Here is a 22,828-nt window from a genome sequence, read left to right on the forward strand (position 1 = left end):
GGGCGGCCTCGTCATCCCGTTGTCGAATGGTGCTGTTGGTGGGTCGGCGCCGCGGCGGCGAAATGCTATTGACCCGAAACGCTCCGGGTTCAGGCCTTGCAGCACGTCGCCGCAGGTCATCGGCCCGACAAGCGGAAGCCTTTGAGTTTCGGATCAATAATCACGCTCGGCCGTGATAAGTGTCGCTAGGGAGTCTATGGCATGAATATTCTTTCTCCGCCTCTCACGCAGGCTGCCAATTTCACCAGCGCGGTCTCCGGTGGCGTCGATCCCCGGACGGGCCTATTCAATATTCAGATCGCTCTGGGTAATATCGTCGGAAACCGCAACCTCGGCCCGTCGCTGCCGTTGAGCCTGAGCTACTCGCCGTTGACCCGGACCGACGTGGGGTTCGGGCGGGGCGTCTCGCTGGGGCTGACCGCCTACGACAGCTCCGAGCGACTGCTGACCTTGTCGACGGGTGAGCAGTACAAGGTGGACGACCCTGAGACCGGCACGGACGTCTTCCTGCGGCAGAAGAAGCTCGATACGCTCCGCGTCACCAAGGACAAGGACAAGGGCTGGTACCGGATCGTTCACAAGTCCCGTGACGTGGAGATTTTGACGGGGCCTGGGATCGGACCCGACCTCAAGGTGCCGACCGCTCTCCTGACGCCGGCCGGCCACCGCCTGGACCTGACGTGGGACCTGAGCGTCCCGCAACCGCGCCTGCAGAAGATCGAGGACGAGTACCACGACACATTGCTGACCGTGGAGTACACCGACTCCGTGACCACGCTGACATTCCTGCCCGATGATCCGGCCGAGGGTTACAAGGTCGAGCTGGAGTTCATGAACGGCCTACTCGACAGCGTGCATCACTTCGGGACGGGCCAGGACGAAGCACTGGTGTGGACGTTCGAGACCGAGCCCATGGGGCAGCAGGGGGAGTGGGGATCGTGGATCACCAAGGTGACCTGCCCCGGCGGGATGACCGAGACCGCCACCTACCGCAACGACGGAACCGGCCACCAGTTCCCGGAGTCCGCCCACCTGCCGGCGCTGCCGTACGTGACGCAGCTCGTTCAGGATCCGAAGGGCGGGCAGCCGCAGATCACGGTGAAGTACGACTACACCGACAAGAACTTCGTCGGCGGGAACTCCCAAGTGAGCTGGGATCCGGATCGGGACAACCTCTTCGACGACTTCCTGAGCGACTACACGTACGGGTCGACGGAGTCCCGCAGTTGCGACAACCAGGTCACGACGATCACCCGTACCTACACTCAATACCACCTGCTGACCGAGGAGAAGACGGAACGGAACGGTTTCTCCCATCGGGTGGTGACCGAGTACTACGCGCAAACAGGCCAGAAATTCGACAAGCAGCCGGCCCAGTTCCAGCTTCCGAGGAAGCGGACGGTCACCTGGACCGGCCCTGGGGGAACCCGGCCCCCCGAGGTCACGACGACCGAGTTCGACGACTGGGCCAACCCGACATCGCGCACCGAGCCCGACCGCGCTGTCACCGACTGGGCGTACGAGCCGCAGGGCGGAGACGGATTCTTCCGCCTGCTCACGACCGTCACCCGCCGGCCGGCGCCGGACACCGGGTTCGAAGCGCCCACCTTGACCACGGCGTATGAGTACAAGGCGTACTCGCCCACGGCGGATCCGCGGGTGGGCACCGCGATGCTGAAGACGCAGGAGACACAGGCCGCCGATGGCAAGCTCCTCAAGCGGGAGACCTACAACTACGACACCGCCATTGCGGAGTTCGGTCGGCTCGTCAAGCAGGTCGTCACCGAGAACCCGGGTGACAGCAATGGTGGCTCGCCGTCCACCCACACCTTCGCGTTCTCGGTCGATTCCTCAGGGGCCCTGGTCCAGAAGCACACGCTGACGTCCCACGACAACCTCTCAGTGACCCGAACACAACGGCGCTCCCGGTTCACCGGACGCCTGTGGTCGTCCACCGACGCCCAGGACACGACCGTGACCATGGCCTACGACAAGCTGGGCCGCGTGGTGAGCCGCACCGCGAACCCGGGCACCGAATACGAGGCGACAGACTCCTGGGAGTACACGGCCGGCAGTGGTGACGTCCCGTTCACCGTGACGTCCACCGACGCGATGCGCAATCAGGTCCGCGAGACCCTCGACGGTGCCGGGCGGCCGATCAAGCGCGAACGCAAGGACGCGGACGGCGACGGAGTCTGGCACATGGTCCAGGAGACCGCCTATGACGAGCAGGGGCGCACCTCGAAGGTCTCGGTCCTGGACCAGGCGAAAAGCGGCCCGATCGAGCTGACCCGGACCCTCTCCTACGACGACTGGGGCCAGCTGGAGAAGACCTCCTACAACAGCGGCGCGATCGAGGTGACCCGGGCCGACCCGGTCCGACTGACGACCACAACCCAGTTGCTGGGAGGCAGCACCCCGGTGACAGGAACCGAAGTGACCACCCACAACCTCCGGGGCGAGGCCGTGCGCGTGGAGCGCTTCGACCTGCAAGGCAACTCCGCCGGCCGTCGCACACTCGAACGCGATGGCTGGGGGAGGCTGCGCAAGGAGACCGATGAGCTCGGGCGCGCGACGAGCTACGAATATGACGCACGGGGACGGCTGACCCTCACCACATTGCCGGACCCGGACCACACGCAAATCTCGCGTACCTACGAGCCGTCCTCGCCCGACATGCTGATCACACAGATCGGCGTCGAGAAGGTCGTCTACGGCACACAGTCCTTCGACGGCCTGGGACGGCTTACCACCGCCACCTCCGGCGGACGCACCTGGTCGTACGGCTACAACAGACCCGGGGACCCCCACCCGTCCTCGGCCACGGGCCCCGACGGGCAGGATCTCGGCTACCAGTACGTTCCCGAGCTCGGCAACGCTCTCACGGAGGTCAAGGCTCACGGCCCGGCGGGCGAAGCCACCCAGCAGTTCACCCGACACAAGACCACGGGCTGGCTGACGGGTGCCCAAGAGGGGGCCGCCGCCATCGCCCGCAGCTACTCCTCCGTGGGACGGCTGACCAGCGACACCGGCCAGACCTCGGGGCAGGACAAGGTCACGATGCAGTGGACCTACACCGTCGGCGGCCTGGAGCAGAGCTACACCTGGGTCGACCCGAAGGCCACCCAGACGATCGAGCGCGACACGTGGGGCCGTATCAAGACGGTCACCGATCCGGCCATGAGGGTCGCGGTCGACTACGACGGTGCCGGCCGCATTGCCGGTTGGACGGCGGACGATGGCCAGGGGCACACTCTGGTCACGACGCTGGCTCTGGACGACTTCGGCCGGGAGGTCCGGCGTACCGTCACCGACAGTCGGAAGGTGGTCTGGACGCTCACCCAGGCCTGGCTCGGCAACGGCCTCCTCAAGCAGCGGACCCTCGCCCGGGACGGCACGAAACTGCGCGAGGAGACGTTCGCGTACACCAGCCGCAACCAGCTCGCCGAGTACACCTGTGACGGCATCGCGTTGCCGCGGGACGAGCACGGCAACGCGATCACCCAGCAGGTGTTCACCTACGACTTGTACGGCAACGTCACCACCTGCCGGAGCACCTTGCTCGCCGGCTCCAGCGTCACCGCGAACTACCGCTTCGCCAAGGACGACCCATGCCAACTCACCGGCATCGACTACCAGGACTCGGTCTATCCCGCCCGAACACTCCAGTACGACGCGTCCGGCAGGCTCGTCGTCGATGCGGCCGGAAGCAAACTCGGTTATGACGCGCTGGGCCGCCTGACCGCCGCCGAGCCGGGCAGCGGCTACGGGTACGACCCGCTGGACCGGCTACTTACTCAGCAAGCCGAAGGGACCACCCGGCGGCTGACCTACCGGAAGCAGACACTCGCCTCCGTCACCGAGGGCGGACAACGCACCCGCCTCCTCGGGCTGGGCCAGACTTGTGTAGCCCAGCACCGCGAAGGGGGCACGCCTGAGACCCGTTTGCTCGTGGTCGACGGCAAGCAGACCGTGCTGGCGGCGGCCACGGCCCAGCAGCACGAGGAGTACGCCTACACTGCCTACGGTTACCGCCCGGTAGGCGCAGCGAGCAGTGTCCTCGGCTATGACGGGCAGTGGGCCGATCCGGCGTTGGGCTGGCTGCACCTGGGCGACGGCTACCGGGCGTACGACCCCGCGCTGATGCGCTTCACCACGCCCGACAGCGCGAGCCCCTTCGGCGCAGGCGGCGTCAACCCCTACGCGTACTGCCTGGGCGACCCGATCAACCGCACCGATCCGACCGGACACCTGAGCTGGCAGGCCTGGCTGGGCATCGGCCTCGGCGTCGCGGCGCTGGCGCTGACGGTCGTGACGGCCGGCGCGTCGATCGCGGCAGCCGGCAGTGTCATGGCGGCGGTCAGTGCGACATCGACCACGGCATTGGTCGTCGGTGCCGCTGGCGTCGTCTCCGATGTGACCGCGATCACCAGTGGTGCTCTCGAAGAAGCCTCGCCGAAGGCATCCTCGATCCTGGGATGGGTCTCGCTCGGCACCGGCCTCGGGGAAGCGGGCGCGGGCGCGGCCCGGGCCGTCTCCCGACTGGCCAGGCGCACCCCCGAGATCGCCGAGGCTGGTGTACGAGGCACGGTCTCCTCGGTGGAAGCCGCACGTGGCACGGCCTCGTCAGTGGACACCGGGCGTGGTGTGGTTGCCTCGGAGGGCCCCATGCGGGGCTCGGGGATGTCGCGAGAGGCCAACGCCCCCGACGCCGCACCGTCCCGCTTCGAAGCCACGCGTTACGGCAACGGGCGCACAGTGTGGTCCAGCCCCGACCCGGTGGGGCCCGTGGGTGTGAGGAACGTTGTCGGAACAGCGGTGGAAGAACGCAAGAACGTCGTCGTCCTGTCCGGCACCCATGGCAGTCCGGATGGGATCAGAACGGCCGAGCACTTTGACCGAGACATTTTCGAACAGGACGAGTTCGTGAAGACGCACTATCAGGGGCCGTCTCTTCGCGTAAAGGTCTACGACCTCGGCAGCGCCGAAATGACGGATCACAAACTGAGGCGGATCCTGACTCGTCCCAACACCGCGTTCGTTTGGGCGTTCTGCCACAGCAGCCACGACAGGCAGCTCCTGGCATTCGCCAAAATGTCGCGCCCGCCCAAGATCTACCACGTGTGAATCCCGCGACCAAGGAGACAGCTATGACGTGGACGTCCGTATCGAAGCTCACGATCGTGACTTGCAGCGGCAAGTCGGAGGGGGAGATCGAAGTGGGTCACCCGATCGGAGTGGTGGTGTCGGTCCAGGCCCGCGACGGAAACAACAAGGAGATCACGGTTGATTCCGCTGTGTTGATCGAGCGTACGAAGCTCATTGACTACGTCACCGAGTCGGAGCTCCACCGGGACGGGGAAAGTGGATGGTGCTACTGGGCTGACCCCGGTATTTGCGAACGCTCCGGATTGGGTCGATCCGCAGGCTTCCAGGCTGCGGAAGGCGCCGGAGCCCAAGTGGTCGAGTTCGGGGTGACCTGCGGTACCTATCCTCCAGAGCCACCCACCAAGTCGATCGGTATCGAGATCAGGACCGACTCCGGGGCGGTCATCAAGAGCTCGCTCAATTCGCACATCAACAGCAAGGTCGAGATCACCGCGAAGTAGTGCTCTGCGGTACCTTCCCTGCCCTCTGGGCCGGGGTGGTTCCCGATGTCCGGTGAGTCCGCAACGCGCGCGTGAACTTGCGACTGACCGCGTCAATCGAACTAGTCGCATGCCACACCTTCGGATGACCTGGCCTCTGTCACCGTTTCGACGGCGTCTCCTGTGGGGGAGGGCGGACTGCAGCTGACCAGCAGGCATGTGGCGGGCCCGGAAGCTTGCCATCCCAAAACGATGGATCAGTTTCCCGGGTTCGACGGGTCGGCCGTGCAGGGCGTACTCGAGGGCGGTGAGGACCAGGTCTGCGTCGGCGCGTTCGGAGGTGTGCCAGCCCGCGATCCGGCGGGAGAAGGCGTCGCGGATCGTGGCCAGCCACCACGGTCCCTCGCCGGTGGGGATCAGTGAGATGTCGGCGACCCACAGCCGGTTCGGCGCGATGGCGGTGAAGTCGGGCCGGAGCAGGTCCGGGGCGAGATCCGCCGCCGGGTCACGGCGGGTGAAGGAGCGGGGCCGTCGCGGGCTGACGCCCTGCAGGCCGGCCTGGCGCATCAGGCGTTCGACCCGCTTGCGGCCGACCCGGGTGCCCTCGCGCCGCAGGACGGCGTGGACGCGCGGGGAGCCGTAGGTCTCGCCGGAGTCCGCGTGGATGCGGCGGATGTGCTCGGTGAGTTCGGCGTCGTGGCGCTTGCGCGTACACGGTGCGTGGACGTCGCGGCGCCAGCGGTAGTAGGTGGAGGCGGGGATGTGCAGTTCCCGGAGGACGGGCTCGGCCCCGAAGTGGTCCTGGTGCTCGTCGATGAGCTTCAGTACCGTCGCCGGGTCGGGTCGAGCTCCTGGGCGAAAAAAGCCGATGCGGCCTTGAGGATCTCGCAGGATCGGCGGAGTTCGGCATTCTCCTTGCGCAGAGCGGCCAGCTCCTCCTTCTCCGTGGTGGTCGGCCGGTCGTCGCGCTCACCGCGGTCCGCCTCGTCCTGGCGGATCCAGTTCCGCAGGGCCTCGTGGTGGACCCCGAGGTCGCGGGCCATCTGGCGGATCACCGGCTTCGGGTCGGCGGTGCGGTACATCTCCACCGCACGCCGCCGCAACTCGGGCGGGTAATTCATCTGAGCAGCCATCACAATGGCTCCCTTCTCATGGCCTATCAGGCCATATCCCGCAACCTTCCGCACCTCGGGGGAACCTCAGATCGCCATCGGCCCCGCTTGCCCGACCGCCGCCAACCACTACTCAGGACGCACCTTCACCGCCACGGGCAGCTGGAGCATGTACTACCCGGCAGCGGACACCACCGTGCCGGCCAAGCCCCCGCTCGGCCCGATCACCGTGTACGTGCCGGCCACCCCGTTCGCCGTCTAGGCTTCGCTGCGCACCATCGACCCGGTGCTGCGGCTGGGCGTGCCGGTCGCCGCGCTGCTGGTCGCGCTGGCGGCCTGGCTGGCGACCAGCCGGGCGCTGCGCCCGGTGGAGGCGATCCGCGCCGATCTGGGCGAGATCGGCGAGCACCGGCTGGACCGCCGGGTCCCGGTGCCGCACTCCCGCGACGAGATCTCCGGGATGGCCCGGAGCACCAACGCCACCCTGGACCGGCTGGAGCGCTCGGCCATCCGGCAGCAGCGCTTCGTCGCGGACGCCTCGCACGAGCTGCGCAGCCCGATCGCGGCGCTGCGCACCAACCTGGAGGTCTCGCTGGCCCACCCCGAGCGCACCGACTCGCCGGCCGCCACCCGGGAGGCACTCACCTCGGTCGAGCGGCTCCAAGGCACCGACCTGCCTGACGCTGTGCCCGGCCCTCCGGCGATTCGAGCATGCATGTTTCACGGCTGGGTGGCAGCGTGGAGGGGTCATGATCCGGATGCGCGGGGACGGCCTGGATGCACGGAGTGGACAGCCACGCCCATGGGGGCACGACACCGGGCGGACCGGGGGAACACCGGTCCGCCCGTGGGCGGCTGCGCTCGCGGCTGTGGGTGCGCAGTGTCGCCGGGCAGGTGTTCCTGTGGATGCTGGTCATGGTGGTGCTGCTGGTCGGCGCCGCGCTGACGGCCCTCATCCTGCAGGCCCGAAGCTATGCCACGAGTGATGCTGCGAGCCGCACACGCGCCGCGGCGATCACCTTGGCGCAGGCCCCCACGGTGGCGGCTGCTCTCGACAGTGCTGATCCGACCGCGGTGCTGCAGCCGCTGGCCGTGAACGTGCAGAAGAGCGGCGGCTTCGACTACATCGTGATTTTCGGCACCAATGGGATCCGCTATGCCTCCACGGACCATCCCGAGCTGATCGGACAGCACGTCTACGGCTCCTACCAGGGGGCCCTGAAGGGGCCGGTCACCACGACCGAAACCACACCGCTAGGACATGACATGGACACCGTCGCGCCGGTTTCCAGGCCGGATGGCTCGGTCGCCGGCCTGGTCTCGGTGGGCCACTCCGTCAAGAACGCAACCAGCGCGGCGGCCCGACAGCTGCCGGTCCTGTTCGGCGGCGCGGTCGCCGCGGTCGCCGTGGGTACGGGCGGGGCGGTGCTGGTGCGGCGGCGGTTGCGCCGTCAGACGCACGGTCTGGGCCCGGCCGAGATGACGCGGATGTACGAGCACCACGACGCGGTGCTGCACGCGGTCCGCGAGGGCGTGCTGATCGTCGGCGGGGACGGGCGGGCGCTGCTGGCGAACGACGAGGCCCGGCGGCTGCTGGAGCTGCCGCCCGAGGTGGAGGGGCGGCCGGTCACCGAGCTCGGGCTCGATCCCGGGCTGGCCGAGCTGCTGGCGTCCGGGCGGGCCGCCACCGACGAGGTCCACCCGGCCGAGGACCGGCTGCTCGCCGTCAACAACCGCCCCACCGCGCCGTACGGCGGCGGGCCCGGCAGCGTCGCGACCATCCGGGACACCACCGAGCTGCGGGCGCTGGCCGGGCAGGCCGAGGCGGCCCGGGCCCGGCTGAAGCTGCTCTACGACGCGGGTGTACGGGTCGGCACCACTCTGGACGTGGTGCGCACCGCGCAGGAGCTGGCGGATGCGGTGATTCCCCGGTTCGCGGACTTCGCCACGGTCGAGCTGGCCGAGGCGGTGCTGCGCGGTGACGAGCCGCTGCCGGGCACGGGCTTGGCGGGAGGTCCGCGGATTCGCCGCGTGGCTGCCGGCGGCATCCGGGAGGACTGGCCGTTCTACCCGGTGGGCTCGCAGATCAGCCCGCTGCCGGGCACCTCGCAGGCCACCGCCCTGGAGAGCGGGCACGCTACGCTGGTGGCCGACCTGCACCAGGCGCAGGCCTGGCGGGCGCGTGACCCGCAGACCGCCGACCGGATCCTCGCGTACGGGGTCCACTCGCTGATCTCCGTGCCGCTGCAGGCGCGCGGCCTGGCCCTGGGCACGGTCACCTTCTGGCGCGCGGACCGGTCCGAGCCGTTCGGGCAGGAGGACGTCGCCTTCGCCGAGGAACTGGTCGCCCGCGCGGCGATGTGCATCGACAACGCCCGCCGCTACACCCGTGAGTACCGGATGGCCGAGACGCTGCAGCGCAGCCTGCTGCCCCGGGGACTGCCTGAGCAGAGCGCCCTGGAGGCGGCCTACCGCTACCGGCCGGCGCAGCGGGGGGTCGGCGGGGACTGGTTCGATGTCATCCCGCTGCCCGGCTTCCGCGTGGCGCTGGTGGTCGGCGACGTCGTCGGCCACGGCCTGCACGCCGCCGCCACCATGGGCCGACTGCGCACGGCCGTGCTCAACTTCTCCGCCCTCGACCTGCCCCCGGACGAGCTGATCGCCCGCCTCGACGAACTGGTCACTCACCTCGACCAGGGTGAGGCGCGCGATCGGGGCGAGGTGGCTGTGGGAGAGGGTGACATCGAGGGCCAAGGCGAGGGCGAGCGGGCGGTCACGGGCGCGACCTGCCTGTACGCGGTCTACGACCCGGTCTCCGGGCGCTGCACGATGGCACGGGCGGGTCACCCGCCGCCCGTGCTGGTACACACCGACGGAAGGGTGGAGTTCGTCGACCTGCCCGCCGGCCCGCCGCTCGGCGTGGGCGGCCTGCCCTTCGAAGCCACCGAACTCCAGCTGGCACCGGGTACCGCACTGGTCCTCTACACCGACGGCCTCGTCACCAGCCGCGAGCGCGACCTGGACAGCGGGCTCACCGCGCTGCGTGCCTGCCTGGCCAGCGCCCAGACCCACGGATCCCTGGACTCCGCCTGCCAGGCCGTGTTCGACGCACTGGTCCCGACACGCCCGGGCGACGACATCGCCCTCCTCATCGCACGCACACGCCTCTTCGAGCCCGACCAGGTGGCGACCTGGGACGTACCCGACGACTTCGCCGCCGTCTCCCGCATCCGCAACGAGTGCGCCGACCAGCTGAGCGCCTGGGGCCTGGAGGACCTGACCTTCACCACCGAACTGATCCTCAGCGAGCTGATCACCAACGCCATCCGCTACGGCGTCCAGCCGGTCCGCGTTCGCATGCTGCGCGACACCAGCCTGGTCTGCGAGGTCTCCGACGCCGGCAGCACCGCCCCGCACCTGCGCTACGCCGCCACGACGGACGAGGGCGGGCGGGGGCTGTTCCTGGTGGCACAGATGGCCGAGCGGTGGGGGACCCGGTACACGGCCCGGGGCAAGGTCATCTGGTCGGAGCAACCGCTGACCGCACCCGAGTTTCAGTTCGAGGCGATGCTGTAGCCCGGCCCCATGGACAGAGCGTGTCAAGGGACGGTAGGAGAGCTCCCCGCTGGCGGAAAGTTGATCGGCTCTGATCAACATTTCGGGGTCGCGCAGCGTGACTGAACGTCAGATCGATCTTTGAACCTGTGTACTCTGTGATCAGACGTTGAAGCTGCTTCTCCCGCATATGGCTGCCCTGGTGGTCGAGGATGTTCGCGAGATCGGGGGTGAAGATCACCGCCCGAATAGCTTCTGACCATGCCCTGGTCCCACTCGGCGTCGGTGAGCTTCGCCGAACAGCGGGTACAGGCCGGGCCGCTCGCCCCCGGCCTGCTCGCAGGCGCGGCGGCCGCGGCCTCGGACAGTACGGACGGGAAGTACGGCGAGTGGGTCAGTTGAGGGTTTTGTAGAAGAAGGTGCTGGAGGCGAGGGTGCCGTCGGGGTCCGCGGCATAGCCGGGGACGAGCCCGTACGGGGTCCAGCCGGCCGAGTGGTAGAGCTGTTCGGCGGGGCTGTCGGTGCGGGTGTCGAGCAGCAGAAGGGTGGCGGAGGCTGCTGCGGCGGCGTGTTCGGCGGTGTGGAGGAGGCGGCGGGCGAGGCCCTGGCCGCGGGCGTCGCGGTGGATCATCAGTTTGACGATCTCGGCGCGGTGGCGGCCGTTGTCCTTGTCGCCGAGGACCAGGCTGACGGTGCCGACGATCCGGCCGCCGGGGTCGCGGGCGATCCAGCTCAGGCGGTGTCCGGCGGCCAGCACGTCCTGGTACTGGAGCCACCAGCGGGTGGCCTCGGTGCGGTCGAGGCCGTCGAGGAAGCCGATCGACGCGCCGTCGGCGACGGCGTCGAGCAGCAGGTCGGCGAGCCCGTCCTGGTCGGCCGTCAGGTCGGCGGCAGTGAGGCGGACGATCTCGGTCATGGCGGGTACCCCCTGGGGTGCGGCGGTCGAGGTGGTCGTGGTGGTCACGGCGGTCCGGGCGGTCCCGGGGATCGAGGCGGTCACGGCCGTCACGGCAGGACGACGGCGAGGGCGTAGCGGACCGGGCGCGGGTCCGGGCAGTGGAAGCGGGACGGGCCCCAGAGCCGAAAGCGCAGGCAGTCGCCGGTGGCCAGCTGGTGGGTCTCGCCGCGGACGGTGAGTTCCAGGGTGCCGTCCAGGATCCACAGGTGCTGTTCGATACCGGGGACGGGCGGCGCGTCATAGTCGATGGCGTCGCCGGGGTGCAGGGTGCCTTCGATCAGTTCGCCGCGCAGTCCTGCATGCGGCGGGGAGACGGAGCGGCGCACGAAGCCGGATGCGGGGTCGCGCCAGACCGGCTGGTCGGCGGCGCGGAGCAGCTGGGGCGGTTCGGCCTCGACCTCGGCGAGCAGGCGGGACATGGTGCGGCCGTATGTGGAGCAGAGCCGGCCGAGCTGGGCGGCGGTGGGGCTGATCTCGGCGCGTTCCAGGCGGGAGAGGGTGGAGCGGCTGACGCCGCTGCGGCTGGCGAGGTCGTCGAGGGACCAGCCGTGTTCGGCGCGGAGCGCGGCCAGGCGGGTGGCGAGTCGCAGGTCCTCGGGGGACAGTTCCGAATCTCTCACATCCGGGAGAATATCCCAGATCCAGGATGCGAGGGCCGGTGGGGTCGCAGCGGTGCGGGCCGCGCTGTGCGAGGGTCGGGACGGTTGGCCTCTCCCCGGGGCCAGGTCATGGATAGGGAGAGGCCACCCGGGCCGCCTTCGTACGTGGGGGCCGGAGGCAGTGCGATGCCGTCATCGAGCCAGGCCCTTCCCGCCCGCCCATGAAGACAGCAACCGCACCACGAACGCCGGAGACCGCGTTCCACTGACGCAACAAAGGACCCTCTGGCACAAGCCGGACACTCATCGGCGCTTAGGAAACCGCACGATGCCGACCAGCGGAAGCGTCACCAGCATGACACCGGAAACCGCACCAGGATGACGCCAGGCCGCCCCCTACCGCCTCTGACCAGGCATCGGCCCACAGAACGACGCGACAAACCGTTGCAACTCACCACGACAACGAAATGCAACTTCGCACCGCGCCTCGGGGAGGGGGAGGGAGGAGTGCCGCTCACCGGTCCCGGCGGTTCGCGGAGAAGACCACCAGCGCCACGGCGACCAGCATCCACACCGCGAGGACGAGGCAGGCGCCCCCCGCCTTCCATGGCCACTCCACAGCGGCGGGCTGGCCGTGCCCGGGTGCGGCGCCTGGGGACCGCGGGCATCCGGATGCCGGCTCAGAATGCACCGGTTCGTCCGAAAACCGGTTGGGTTGGTCCCCGAACCACCCCTAGAGTGGCGCGATGGCGACTCAAGTGATCATACTCAACGGCGGTTCCAGTTCGGGGAAGACCGGTCTGGCCCGCTGCCTCCAAGCCGTCCTGCCGGACCCGTGGCTGACGTTCGGGGTCGACACGCTGATACAGGGCATGCCCCCGTCCGTCCTGGCTTCGGAGGCGGGGATCGACATCGGCGCGGACGGCTCGGTGTCGGTGGGGGACGGTTTCCGGGAGCTGGAGGACGCCTGGATGGCGGGGATCGCGGCCATGGTCCGCGCCGGGGCGCGGGTGATCGTGGACGAGGTCTTCCTCGGCGGCCCTGCCTCCCAGCAGCGGTGGCAGCGGGCCCTGACGGGCATCGAGGTGCTCTGGGTCGGGGTGCGGTGCGAGGCGGAGGTCGCGGCGTGGCGCGAGGTCACCCGAGGCGATCGGGTCACGGGGATGGCCGAGGCCCAGGCCGAGGCCGTCCACCAGGGGGTGCGCTACGACCTGGAGGTGAACACGGCCGGCACCGAGTCCGTGGAGTGTGCGCGGTCGATCGCAGCGCGGCTCGGCTGACCCGCACGGTCCGCGAGGTAGCTCGATTGCTCGCCGTGTTCGAACGAGCACGGTCGACGAGCGTAGACGCTGCGGGAAGGGCGACGGTTGCGGGGCGGTCCGGGCGGCCGGGCCCCGCTGAGGAGCCCGCCGTACCGCGTGGTGCCCCTCCTCACGTGGTGCGCGTCGGCGGGGCCGGAGCGCCCGGGGCGGGGCGGGTGCCGCCACCGGTACGGGACGGCGCTACCGCGCGCCGATTCGGTGGGCGCGCAGGGTGGCGGCGCCGGTTTCGGCGAGCCCGTCGGCAAGGGTGCGCAGTCCGGGGTGGATGACGCGCAGCGCCTCGATGTCGGCGTGCCAGCGGTGTCCGGCGGCCCACTGTCGGCGGACCTCGGCGAACTCCGGGTTCAGCGCGGCCGCCTCCTCGTGGGTGACCCACTCGTAGCGCACCGGGGTGCCGGTCGCGGCACTGATCGCGGCGGCGGCCTCGACCGGGGTGAGGTCGTCGCCGGCCAGCTCCAGGTCCGCCGCCGTCTTGGCCGGTGTCCGGACGCTCGGGTAGTCCAGACTCTCCCCCAAAAGCACCAGCGTCGACCGCAGCCGGGACGACTCCGCCCCGTCCCCGGCCGCGGCGCGCAGCGCCTCAAGGACTTCCCGCAGGGCCCTCAGGACCCAGGCGGGGAGGACGTAGAGGACGACGGGGGCGCGGAGTCCTGCGCGGCAGTGGTGAGGTCAGCGGCGATCTCGCCGATGGCCTCGCCCGCCGTCTCCAGGGTCAGGGCCGGAAGCGGGTACTCGTGCGGGTGCAGTTCCAGGCCTGCCGGGCTCTTTGTCGTCACGGGGCGAATATCACGTTTCCATGGTGTCCGGCGGGGGTTTCCGGCGAAAGCCGCGTCCCCGTCGGGACTCTGCGGTATCCGGCGGGGGCGGGTGCGTTCAGCGCCACTGGTAGGAACCGCGCCCTGGCAGCCACGCTGCGTCGCCTCGCCGTACCGGTGTCACCCTTCACCCCCGGCGCCAGCCGGGGACTGCCACACGGCACCGAGGTACGGTGCCGGGCAGTCGGCTGCCATCATGCGCTTCAGGAATCGGGCGTCCGGCTCGGTCCACCCTGAACCGTGCCGAACTGTCTTGCTCCGGTGCTACGTTCAAGATGTCCGTCCCGCGTCCGCAGGAGCCTCCGGGGGCCGTCCATGACCGATCCCGACCGCGACGGCGAGCAGTCCACCAGGGCCCTGCTTGCCGAATACGCCTCCGGAACGCGCGAGTTCGACGGCCGGACGTTCACTGGGCTGCGGCTCGCCCAGGAGAACCTCAGCGAGGCTGTCTTCGTCAACTGCGCGTTCGACGACTGCATCCTTGCCATGGGTACCTTCGACCGCTGCGAGTTCCGGGGCTGCCGCCTGAGTCAGCCATCAATGCCAGCTTTATCCAAGCTCGGTTCTTGCACTGCGACGTCGACCATGTGGCCTTCGGCACCGCCGACTTCTTCCATGCCACCTTCCGCGGCGGGACGTTCGGCGGAAACTTCCGCGAGGCGTTTTTTCACCAGGGCGGATGAGGTTCTCGACAAGGGCACGGTCTTCGGCTCACCAGGTCACCGGCAAGGTGTGCAGGCCCACGAGGTTCTCGTTGTCCTTGAACGACAGCTCCGTCGTCGGCACCGCGAGCCGCAGCGCGGGGATTCGGCGGAAGAGGGTGCCGAGGGCCACCTGCAGTTCGACGTGGGCCAGTGCGCTGCCCAGGCAGTGGTGCGGCCCATGGCCGAGCGCCAGGTTCGGCGACGGCGGCCGGCCGAGGTCGAGCCGGTCCGGGTCCGGGAAGACCGACGGGTCCCGGTTGGCGGCGTCCAGTTGGATCAACACCCCTTCACCCGCCCGGACCGGGGTGGCGCCGATGACGATGTCCTCGGTCGCGACGCGAGCCATGCCGTTGTGAGCGACCGTCGTGTAGCGCAGCAGTTCCACCACGGCCTCGACGACGTCGTCCGTGGAACGGAAGGCGGCCAGTTGCTCAGGATGCGCGAACAGCGCCGCCACAGCGGTGGCGATCGTGTACGCGGACGTGCCGTGGCCCGCGTGGAACAGCAACTGCGTGGTCGCCACGGCGTCCTGGTGGCTCAGCTCCCCGGACCGAATCCGCTCGACCATCACCCGGCCCACCACGCCCCCTGCCGGAGAGCGCAGTTGTGCCTCCACCAAGCGGTGGAAATAGCCCTCCAGTGCGTCCAGCGCCCGGGATGCCTCGTCCGGCTGCGCGGTGCGCGACGCCACGGTGCGGCACAGTGCGTGCAGTAGTTGGCGGTCCTCCTCGGCGTCCACCCCGAGGACCTCGCAGATGACGCCGATCGCGACCGGCGTCGCGAAGGCGGCCACCAGGTCGGCCGGACGAGGGCCCGCGAGCATGGCGTCGATGGCGTCATCGACGATGCCCTGCACCCGGGGGCGCAGCGCCTCCATCTTCCTGGGGGTGAACTCCCTCATCAGCATCGCCCGCTGGGCCCGGTGCACCTCGTCCTCCCGGAGCGGGTACGGCAGCACGCGCTCCAGTTTGGCCGCGGAGGACGCCGAGGTGTGCGGAAACCCGGGGAGCCGGGCGTCCCCGCTGAGCCGGGTGTCGCCGAGCGCCTGCACGGCATCCTCGTACCGGGTCACCAGCCAGGGCATGCTGCCGTCCCGGATACCGATCCGTGGCAGGACGGCGGACCGCTGCGCGTGCAGATAGGCAGCGGGCGGGTCCAGCGGACACCGTCGGTCGCGGGAGACCGGGTAGCCGGGGAGCTCGCCGGGTTCGGTCATCGGGGCCTCACCTCGTTCGGTTGAGAGGAGAACCGGGCGGATATCGCCGCGGGTATCGGTGCCGCGTACAGCTCGCGCAGGGTGATCGGGATGCCCAGCTCCTCGCGCAACCTGCGGAGGACTCCCAGCAGTTGCAGCGAGTGGCCGCCCAGCGTGAAGAAGTCCTGGTCGGGCCCGGGCTCGGCCGTGCCCAGGGCCGCGCCGAAGATTCGCGCGACGGACCGTTCCACGGCACTGCCCGTGGGGACGGCCTGGGGCGGCGGGTCGGATCGGCGTTTGTGTGACCGGCTCCGGGGTGCGGCGCCGGGGAGCAGCACGGAGAGAGCAGCACGCGGGTCGGCGGTCACCGAGCGGAGCACCTGCCGATAGGCCGCCAACACGTCCTGGACGTCCTGCTCGCGCAGGGCCCCGCAGCTGTACTCGCCCCACATCTCCAGGCCGCCGTCCGCGCTCTCCACGACTCTGACGGTCAGCTCGAACTTGCCCGGCTCGCGGTCGGCAGGAAGCTCCCGTACCGCACAGCCGGGCAGTTCCAGGGTGCCGAGCGAACCTGCTGGGTGGTGGGCGAAGTTCACCTGCACGACCGGGGACCGGTCCGGGCTCCTGGGTGGGGCCAGCGCCGCGACCACCTCGTCGAACGGCAGATCGCAATGGCTGTGGGCAGTGGCGACCGTGGCGGCCACCCGCGTCAGCAGGCGGTCGAACCCGGGATCGTCGTTGAGGTCGAGATGCAGCGCGACCGGGTTAACGAAGAATCCCAGAACCTGCTGGACCTGCGGCTGGTCGCGGTTGGCGACGGCCAGGCCGACCACCGGCCGCGGTTGGTCCGCGCGGTGCGCCAGCGCCACGGCGAAGGCCGACAGCAGCACGGTGAACACGGTCTGCCGCTGAGCTCTGGCCAGGGCCCGGACCGCCGCGCCGAGCTCGGGGCCCAGTACCTGCCGGATCCGACCGCCATTGAGCGACGGAGGCGGCGTCCCCGGCGCGGGGTGCGCGTCCTCGGCCCGCAGATCGAGGACCGGGGGTGCGCCTGCCAGTTCGGTGCGCCACCAGTCCCGCAGCTCGGCCCGCCGCACGGAGGTCAGCTGCTCGCGCTGCCAGGCACCCCAGTCGGCGTACTGGACCGACAGTGGCGCCAGGTGGCCCCGGCCGGAGGAACCGGCCAGGACTGCCCGGTACAGCGCGCCCAGCTCCGTCAGCAGGACGTGGTGGGACCAGCCGTCGGCGGCGAGCAGGTGCGCGGAGAGCACCAGCAGGTGGTCGCCGGGCTCCAGCGGCAGTACCGCGATCCGCAGCAGTGGTCCTTCGGCGAGGTCGAACGGTCGGCGCAGGAACTCGGCGGCGCACCGCCGGGCCGTGGCCTCGTCGCGCGCCCCGGCGCGGTAGAGGGTCCGGACGGTGATCCGTCCGGCGGGGCGCACGCACTGCAGCGGGCCGTGCGCCGTGTCCGGGAACACGGTGCGCAGCGCCTCGTGCCGGGCCACCAGGGCGTCCACGGCCCGCTGCAGTGCGCCGACGTCCAGGGCACCGGTCACCCGGAACCACCGCTCGGTGCTGTGTGCACGGCCGGTGGGGTCGAGTGCGTGCAGGAACTGCAGACCCCGCTGGGCGAAGGACAGGGCGAAGAGGTCACCGTCGACGTCGGCCATCGACTACCTCTCACCCGCCGCGCGCCTGGGCAGCCGGCCGATCTGCGGTGCCGGGGCCGGCAGCTGCGGGACGGCCGCCGCCAGGGCGGCGGCGGTGCGCCGGGCGAGGACGGTGCCGAGCGTGATCTGCCGGCCCAGCTCCGCGCTCGCCTCGGTCGCGAAGCGCATCGCCTGGAGCGAGTGCATGCCCAGCTCCAGCAGATCGTCGTGCACCCCGACCTGTTCCACCCCCAACGTCTTGGCGGCAAGTCGGGCCAGCACGCGCTCCGTCTCGTTGCCGGGCCGGGCCGCGGCGGCCGTCCGGGCGAGGACGGCCATCCGGGAAAGAGCAGGCTGCGGCAGCCGTGCCCGGTCGACCTTGCCCGCGTGGGTGAGTGGCCAGGCGTCGAGCACCTCGACGGCGGCGGGCACCAAGTGGGCCGGCAGCCGTTCGGCGAGCGCCCGGCGCAGCCCGGTGCCGGTGGGGGAGCCGCCGGCGCGGGCGACCGCGTAGCCGAGCAGCCGTCGGCCACCGAGCTCGTCCCGGTCGCCCAGCACCAGCGCGTCCGAGACGTCGGGCAGGGCCCGCAGGACGGCTCGGACCTCTTCGGGTTCCACTCGGAAGCCCCGGATCTTCAGCTGGTCGTCGCGTCGCCCGCAGAACTCCACCACTCCGTCGGGCAACAGCCGGCCCAGGTCCCCGCTGCGGTAGAGCCGCCCACCGGGCGTCGGGGCGAACGGGTCCGGCACGAACCGCTCGGCGGTCAGAGCGGGATCGCCGAGATAGCCTCGGGCGACGCCCGCGCCACCGATGCAGATCTCGCCCACCACGCCCAGCGGAAGCGGGCGCAATGCCTCGTCGACGATCACCACGTGGGTGCCGGGAAGGACGCTTCCGATCGGGACGTGCGAAGCGGCCGGGTCGGCCCACTCGGCGGCCGACTGGGCGGTGGCGATGACGGTGGTCTCGGTGGGCCCGTAGACGTTGATCACCGTGGCACCGGGTATTCGTCGGGCCGCCCGGATCGCCTCGGCCGAGATCACGTCACCGCCCACCAGGACTCGCTCCGGGCCGGCCAGGGCCTCGGGCCGTTGGCGCACCAGTTCGTGGAAGACCGCCGTGGGCAGGATGGCGTGGGTCACCGTCCCGTCGGCCAGGCACTCCGCCAGCTCGGGAACGGTCCAGCCCGGCGGCAGGAAGCGGACGGCAGCTCCGTTGAGCAGCGCCCCCCAGATCTCCAGCACCGACATGTCGAAGGCAGGGGAGGCGGCTGCCAGCATCCGGGCACCCGGCCGCAGGCCGGTGATCTCCGCCCGGTACAGCCGCGCGGCGACCGAACGGTGCTCCACCTGAACGCCCTTGGGCTCCCCGGTGGAGCCGGAGGTGTAGAGGACGTAGGCCAGGTCGTCCGGGTGCCCTTCGGACAGCGCCGTGGTCGGAAGGTCCGGCCACGGGCTGGCGGCCGGGTCGGCGAACAGCACCGGTAGGCCTGCCGGCACCGGCACCCGGTCCGCCAGGTCAGCCGTGGTGACCAGCGCCCGGGCCCGGCCGTGCCGTACCAGCGCGGCCAGCCGGGGCGACGGGTGGGCAGGGTCCAGCGGGAGGTAGGCGGCGCGCGCCGTCAGGACGGCGAGCTGGGCGATCACCACCTCCGCGGAGTGCGGGGCGCAGACGGCCACCGTGTCGCCCGGCTCGACACCGGCCGACAGGAGGGCGCGGGCCAGCGCGTCGGCGGCGCTCTTGAGCTCCCGGTAGGTGAGGGACCGCTGACCCGAGAGCACGGCGGGCGCCTCGGGGGTGTCTGCGGCCCAGCGCGCCACCATCGCGGGGAGCGGGCCGTCGGCGGTCGCGCGCTCCGGCCCGCGGCCGATGGCCCGCACGTCGGCGCGGGCAGCCGGGTCCAGCAGCTGAAGAGCGCTCAGCGGGCTGTCCGGCCGTTCGGCGACGGCCTCCAGCAGATGCCGGTACGAGGCGAGCATCCCGTCGATCAGCACCGGTTCCACCAGCCCCGCGTCGAACTCCCAGGCGAGCGTGACGCCGTCCAGCAGGGCGCGCGGAGCGGGCCCCACCTGTCCGGCGGACGCCGGCACGTGCAGCGCCCCGCCGGGCAGCCGCGAGACCTGACCGAGGGCGCGGTAGCGGGGCACCGCGATGACCGAAACGGCGAACTTGGCCGAGCCGTTGCTGAGCCCCTCGATCAGCGTGACGTCCAGCGGGTTGCCGGTAACCGTCCCCAACGTCGAGTCGTGGCATGAGAATTGTGCCTGGATGAGCGGGTTGGCGCCGGTGCTGTGCCGCCTCGCCCCCGACTCCTGGAGGATCAGCTCGAAGGGGAGCTCCTGGTTGTCGTACGCCTGGTGGACCATCCGCCGCACCCGGCCGAGGAACGCCTCGAAGGTGGGATCTCCGTGCATCCGGCCGCGGAACACCAGCGTGTTGACGCACATGCCGAGCAACCGCTCCGACTCCTGCCAACGGCGGTTGGCCACCGCGGATCCGACCAGCACGTCCTGGGAGCCGCTGTAGCCGCCGAGCAGCAGGAAGTAGACCGCGAGCAGCACGGTGAACAGGGAGGTGCCGTTGCGTTCGGCCAGCGCCTCCAGCCGGCGGGCGAGGTCGCGGGGGATCTCGACGCGCGGTGCCGGCCCGCGGAAGGACCGCGATGCCCCCGCGCCGCCGCACGGGAGGCGCAGGACCGTCTCGGCCCCGGCCAGCGACCGGCGCCAGAACCCGCGTTGCTCGGCAGCCTCCTCGCTGTCCAACCACTCCTGCTGCCACTGGGCGAGGTCGTAGTAGCTCACGCCTGGCAGGGCACGCTCCGCCGCGGTTCCCGCGACATGGTCCGCGTAACTCTGCAGCAGTTCGCCGACGAAGACGTTGAAGGACCAGCCGTCGTGCACGATGTGGTGCTCCACCACCACGAAGACGTGCTCGATGGGCGAGAGCCGCACCAGCAGCCAACGGAACGGCGGGTCGTTCGCCAGATCGAAGGGCTCGGCCACGGCGTCGTGCACCGCCGCGCCGAGCAGTTCGGCATGCCGGGCCGAGTCCCGGTCCGCGAGGTCCAGCACCTCCACCGAGACCTTCCAAGGCTCCACCACCTCGCAGCGCAGCCGACCGTGCGGCGCGGGGAAGCGGCTGCGCAGCACCTCGTGCCGGCGCACCAGATCGGTGAGGGCCGCGTCGAACGCGGCACCGTCCAGCGGTCCGGCGAGCCTGATCGCCGCCTGGGAATGGTAGGCCTGCGCCGACGGGGCGAACTGGTGCATGAGCCAGACCCGCTGCTGGGCGAGAGACGGCTCCGGACCGGCCGAGGCGGCACCCGGCTGCGGACCGCGCCGAGCGGTGCCGGCCCGGGCCTTCGCCAGTGCGGCGATCTGCGCCACGGTGCCTCCGTTCAGCACCTTGCCGATCGGCACCTCCGCCCCCAGGGTGGCGCGGATCCGGGCCACCAGCTGGGCGGCGAGCAGCGAGTGGGCTCCGGCGGCGAAGAGGTTGTCATGAATCCCGATCCGCTCCAGGCCCAGCAGTTCGGCCGCTGCCTCGGCAACGATCTCCTCGGTCCGGTCACGCGGTGCGGACCACTCCTCCGGTCCCGGCCCGCTCGGGCGGGGCAGCCGGGAGCGGTCCACCTTCCCGCTGGTCAGCAGCGGCAAGGCGGACAGGACTTCGATCCGGTCGGGCACCAGACGACCCGGCAGCTCCGCGGCCAGCGCGGCGCGCAGTGCCGGGCCCGACACGGTGACTCCGGGCGCGGCCACCACGTATCCGAGCAGGTGCCGTTCCGTCAGGCCGTCGACCACTGCGACCGCGTCCCGCACCCCGGGCAGTGCGGCCAGCGCCTTCTCCACCTGACCCAGTTCGATCCGCGCTCCGCGCACCTTGACCTGGTCGTCGACCCGGCCGACGAACTCAAGCTCGCCGTCGGGCAGCCGCCGGCCGAGATCACCGGAGCGGTACATCCGCGCGCCCGGTCGGAGTCCGAAGGGGTCGGGCAAGAAGTGCCGCTCGGTCAGCTCGGGTTGATTCAGGTATCCGCGTCCCACCCCGTCGCCCGCGATGCAGATCTCGCCGACCTCGCCGTCCGCGACCTCATGCAGGGCGTCGTCGAGGAGGTGCACGCGGTATCCGGCGATGGGGCGGCCGATGGGCACTACGGTCGGTCCTGCGGTGTCCGGCCATCCGTCGGCCGGCACGGTGTGCATGGTGGTGCACACCGTGGTCTCGGTCGGTCCGTAGCCGTTGATGAACCGGTGCCCGGCCGACCACTGCCGAGCCGTCTCCGGCAGGCACATGTCACCGATGCTCGCCACCGTGGCGAGGTCCGGGAACCGGCCGGGCTCAAGGGTTCGCAGCACCGGAGCGGGCAGCACGGCGATGGTGACCCGCCGCTCCCGCAGCAGGTCGGCGAGCGGTTGCCCGCCCGAGGTGTGGCGGGAGTCGGCGATCTCCAGCCGGGCGCCGTTGGCGAGGGCGAGCAGGATGTCGAACAGGGCGGCGTCGTAGGCCGGGTGGAAGAACTGCAACACCCTGGCATCCGGGCCGAGGTCTCCACCGAGGTAGGCCTGTTGGGCGTGGATGAGGTTGGTCACCCCCCGCTGCTCGATCATGACCAGCTTGGGTTCGCCGGTGGAGCCCGAGGTGCAGATGACGTACGCCAGGTCGTCCGGGCCGTGGACCGTGCGGGCCACGGGTGGGTCCGAAGGGAAGTGGGCGGGTGCGGGATCGTCCAGGTCGATGAAGGGGATGCCCGGGACGGCGGCGCTCGCGCCCTGACCGGCCACCAGGACGGCCCCGGCGGCGCGCACCGCCCCGGCCCGCCACGCGGCGGGGTCCTCCGGGTTGAGCGGCAGATAGGCGGCCCCCGACCGCCAGATCGCCAGGACGGTCTCCACGAACCGTGGCCCCCGGCCCGCGACGACGGCGACCAGGTCGCCGGGCTGGATGCCGAGGGCACGCAGCGCGGCCTCCCGGGCTGCGACACGGTGGCGCAGCTCGGCGTAGGTGAGCTCGGTCCCCGCGTGCGCGATGGCGACGCGGGAGCCGCACGCGCGCGCCCGGCGGTCGATCAGCTCCCAGGCGCCGGCCCAGGGGGCGGGCGTCGGCGAGCCGGGTGCGGGCGTCGCAGGAGCACTCTCCGGTTCCGGCTGCGTCGGGAGGATCGCCCAGGGCGCCTCCAGACGCAGCCCCGCGAGCAACCGCTCGTAGCCGGTCCCCGGGGGTAGGTCGAAGGGTGACGTACGGCCGTCGGACATGGAGCTCCCTCCATCGGATCTCGCGGAATCTCGCGCTGGGGGCAGGGCTCCGTGTGAACCCTGCACCGCTTCGAA

General features: G+C 70.9%; 14 protein-coding genes and 1 pseudogene. 6 read left to right on the forward strand and 9 right to left on the reverse strand.

Annotation, left to right across the window (positions count from 1 at the left end; genetic code table 11):
• Positions 1–201 precede the first annotated feature (201 nt).
• Both ACWDBE_RS17905 and ACWDBE_RS17910 read left to right on the forward strand, forming a co-directional pair.
• Positions 202–5,127, forward strand: coding sequence for an RHS repeat-associated core domain-containing protein (locus tag ACWDBE_RS17905; protein ID WP_449808500.1), 4,926 nt, complete (start codon positions 202–204; stop codon positions 5,125–5,127).
• A gap of 23 nt (positions 5,128–5,150) precedes the next feature.
• Positions 5,151–5,609, forward strand: coding sequence for a hypothetical protein (locus tag ACWDBE_RS17910; RefSeq protein ID WP_449808501.1), 459 nt, complete (start codon positions 5,151–5,153; stop codon positions 5,607–5,609).
• A 270-nt stretch (positions 5,610–5,879) separates the two neighbouring features.
• Here ACWDBE_RS17910 and ACWDBE_RS17915 read toward each other — a convergent pair.
• Together ACWDBE_RS17915 and ACWDBE_RS17920 are read right to left on the reverse strand one after the other, a co-directional pair.
• Positions 5,880–6,482: pseudogene (locus tag ACWDBE_RS17915) on the reverse strand (IS3 family transposase); the annotation flags it as partial.
• Positions 6,410–6,721, reverse strand: a complete 312-nt coding sequence (locus ACWDBE_RS17920; RefSeq protein ID WP_449792289.1) for a transposase — start codon at positions 6,719–6,721, stop codon at positions 6,410–6,412. The pseudogene ACWDBE_RS17915 and the gene ACWDBE_RS17920, both read right to left, overlap by 73 nt.
• Before the next feature lie 265 nt (positions 6,722–6,986).
• Here ACWDBE_RS17920 and ACWDBE_RS17925 point away from each other — a divergent pair, with 265 nt between their 5' ends.
• The 3 genes from ACWDBE_RS17925 (at position 6,987) to ACWDBE_RS17935 (ending at position 10,657) form a co-directional block, all read left to right on the forward strand.
• Positions 6,987–7,646 carry a histidine kinase dimerization/phospho-acceptor domain-containing protein gene (locus ACWDBE_RS17925; RefSeq protein ID WP_449808502.1) on the forward strand — a complete coding sequence of 220 codons (660 nt, stop codon included), beginning with the start codon at positions 6,987–6,989 and terminating at the stop codon, positions 7,644–7,646.
• Positions 7,607–10,276, forward strand: a complete 2,670-nt coding sequence (locus tag ACWDBE_RS17930; protein ID WP_449808529.1) for a SpoIIE family protein phosphatase — start codon at positions 7,607–7,609, stop codon at positions 10,274–10,276. Before ACWDBE_RS17925 ends, ACWDBE_RS17930 begins: the two co-directional genes overlap by 40 nt.
• 240 nt (positions 10,277–10,516) lie before the next feature.
• On the forward strand, positions 10,517–10,657 hold the full coding sequence (locus tag ACWDBE_RS17935; protein WP_449808503.1) for a hypothetical protein: 141 nt from the start codon (positions 10,517–10,519) through the stop codon (positions 10,655–10,657).
• Here the strand turns inward: ACWDBE_RS17935 and ACWDBE_RS17940 are convergent.
• Both ACWDBE_RS17940 and ACWDBE_RS17945 read right to left on the reverse strand, forming a co-directional pair.
• Complete coding sequence (locus ACWDBE_RS17940; RefSeq protein ID WP_449808504.1) at positions 10,650–11,255, reverse strand: GNAT family N-acetyltransferase; 606 nt, start codon at positions 11,253–11,255, stop codon at positions 10,650–10,652. The genes ACWDBE_RS17935 and ACWDBE_RS17940 overlap by 8 nt on opposite strands.
• A 5-nt stretch (positions 11,256–11,260) precedes the next feature.
• The gene (locus ACWDBE_RS17945; RefSeq protein ID WP_449792284.1) at positions 11,261–11,833 is read right to left on the reverse strand and encodes a helix-turn-helix domain-containing protein; all 573 of its coding nucleotides are present in this window, start codon (positions 11,831–11,833) and stop codon (positions 11,261–11,263) included.
• Between the two features lie 725 nt (positions 11,834–12,558).
• Between ACWDBE_RS17945 and cpt the strand changes: the two genes are divergently transcribed.
• Positions 12,559–13,092, forward strand: coding sequence for a chloramphenicol phosphotransferase CPT (gene cpt / locus ACWDBE_RS17950; RefSeq protein ID WP_449808505.1), 534 nt, complete (start codon positions 12,559–12,561; stop codon positions 13,090–13,092).
• A gap of 222 nt (positions 13,093–13,314) precedes the next feature.
• Here the strand turns inward: cpt and ACWDBE_RS17955 are convergent, their stop codons facing one another.
• From ACWDBE_RS17955 to ACWDBE_RS17975, 5 genes are all read right to left on the reverse strand, one after another.
• Positions 13,315–13,650 (reverse strand): hypothetical protein, encoded by a 336-nt coding sequence (locus ACWDBE_RS17955; protein ID WP_449808506.1) that lies wholly within the window; start codon positions 13,648–13,650, stop codon positions 13,315–13,317.
• Between the two features lie 86 nt (positions 13,651–13,736).
• Entirely contained in the window at positions 13,737–13,910 is a 174-nt protein-coding gene (locus ACWDBE_RS17960) for a hypothetical protein (protein WP_449792281.1), read from the reverse strand.
• Positions 13,911–14,660: 750 nt separating this feature from the next.
• Positions 14,661–15,869 (reverse strand): cytochrome P450, encoded by a 1,209-nt coding sequence (locus tag ACWDBE_RS17965; RefSeq protein WP_449792280.1) that lies wholly within the window; start codon positions 15,867–15,869, stop codon positions 14,661–14,663.
• A complete protein-coding gene (locus ACWDBE_RS17970; protein ID WP_449808507.1) occupies positions 15,866–17,518 on the reverse strand; it encodes a condensation domain-containing protein in 1,653 nt (550 codons plus the stop codon). The genes ACWDBE_RS17965 and ACWDBE_RS17970 overlap by 4 nt, the downstream gene beginning before the upstream one ends.
• Positions 17,519–17,521: 3 nt before the next feature.
• Positions 17,522–22,753, reverse strand: coding sequence for an amino acid adenylation domain-containing protein (locus ACWDBE_RS17975; protein WP_449808508.1), 5,232 nt, complete (start codon positions 22,751–22,753; stop codon positions 17,522–17,524).
• Positions 22,754–22,828: the final 75 nt, after the last annotated feature.

Source organism: Kitasatospora sp. NPDC001132, from assembly GCF_053598415.1.

Bases quoted from the DNA above. Each gene is read 5' to 3' on its own strand.
- ACWDBE_RS17905 (WP_449808500.1), top strand. From the start codon at position 202: ATGAATATTCTTTCTCCGCCTCTCACGCAGGCTGCCAATTTCACCAGC.
- ACWDBE_RS17910 (WP_449808501.1), top strand. From the start codon at position 5,151: ATGACGTGGACGTCCGTATCGAAGCTCACGATCGTGACTTGCAGCGGC.
- ACWDBE_RS17920 (WP_449792289.1), bottom strand. From the start codon at position 6,721: ATGGCTGCTCAGATGAATTACCCGCCCGAGTTGCGGCGGCGTGCGGTG.
- ACWDBE_RS17930 (WP_449808529.1), top strand. From the start codon at position 7,607: ATGCTGGTCATGGTGGTGCTGCTGGTCGGCGCCGCGCTGACGGCCCTC.
- ACWDBE_RS17935 (WP_449808503.1), top strand. From the start codon at position 10,517: ATGCCCTGGTCCCACTCGGCGTCGGTGAGCTTCGCCGAACAGCGGGTA.
- cpt (WP_449808505.1), top strand. From the start codon at position 12,559: ATGGCGACTCAAGTGATCATACTCAACGGCGGTTCCAGTTCGGGGAAG.
- ACWDBE_RS17965 (WP_449792280.1), bottom strand. From the start codon at position 15,869: ATGACCGAACCCGGCGAGCTCCCCGGCTACCCGGTCTCCCGCGACCGA.
- ACWDBE_RS17970 (WP_449808507.1), bottom strand. From the start codon at position 17,518: ATGGCCGACGTCGACGGTGACCTCTTCGCCCTGTCCTTCGCCCAGCGG.
- ACWDBE_RS17975 (WP_449808508.1), bottom strand. From the start codon at position 22,753: ATGTCCGACGGCCGTACGTCACCCTTCGACCTACCCCCGGGGACCGGC.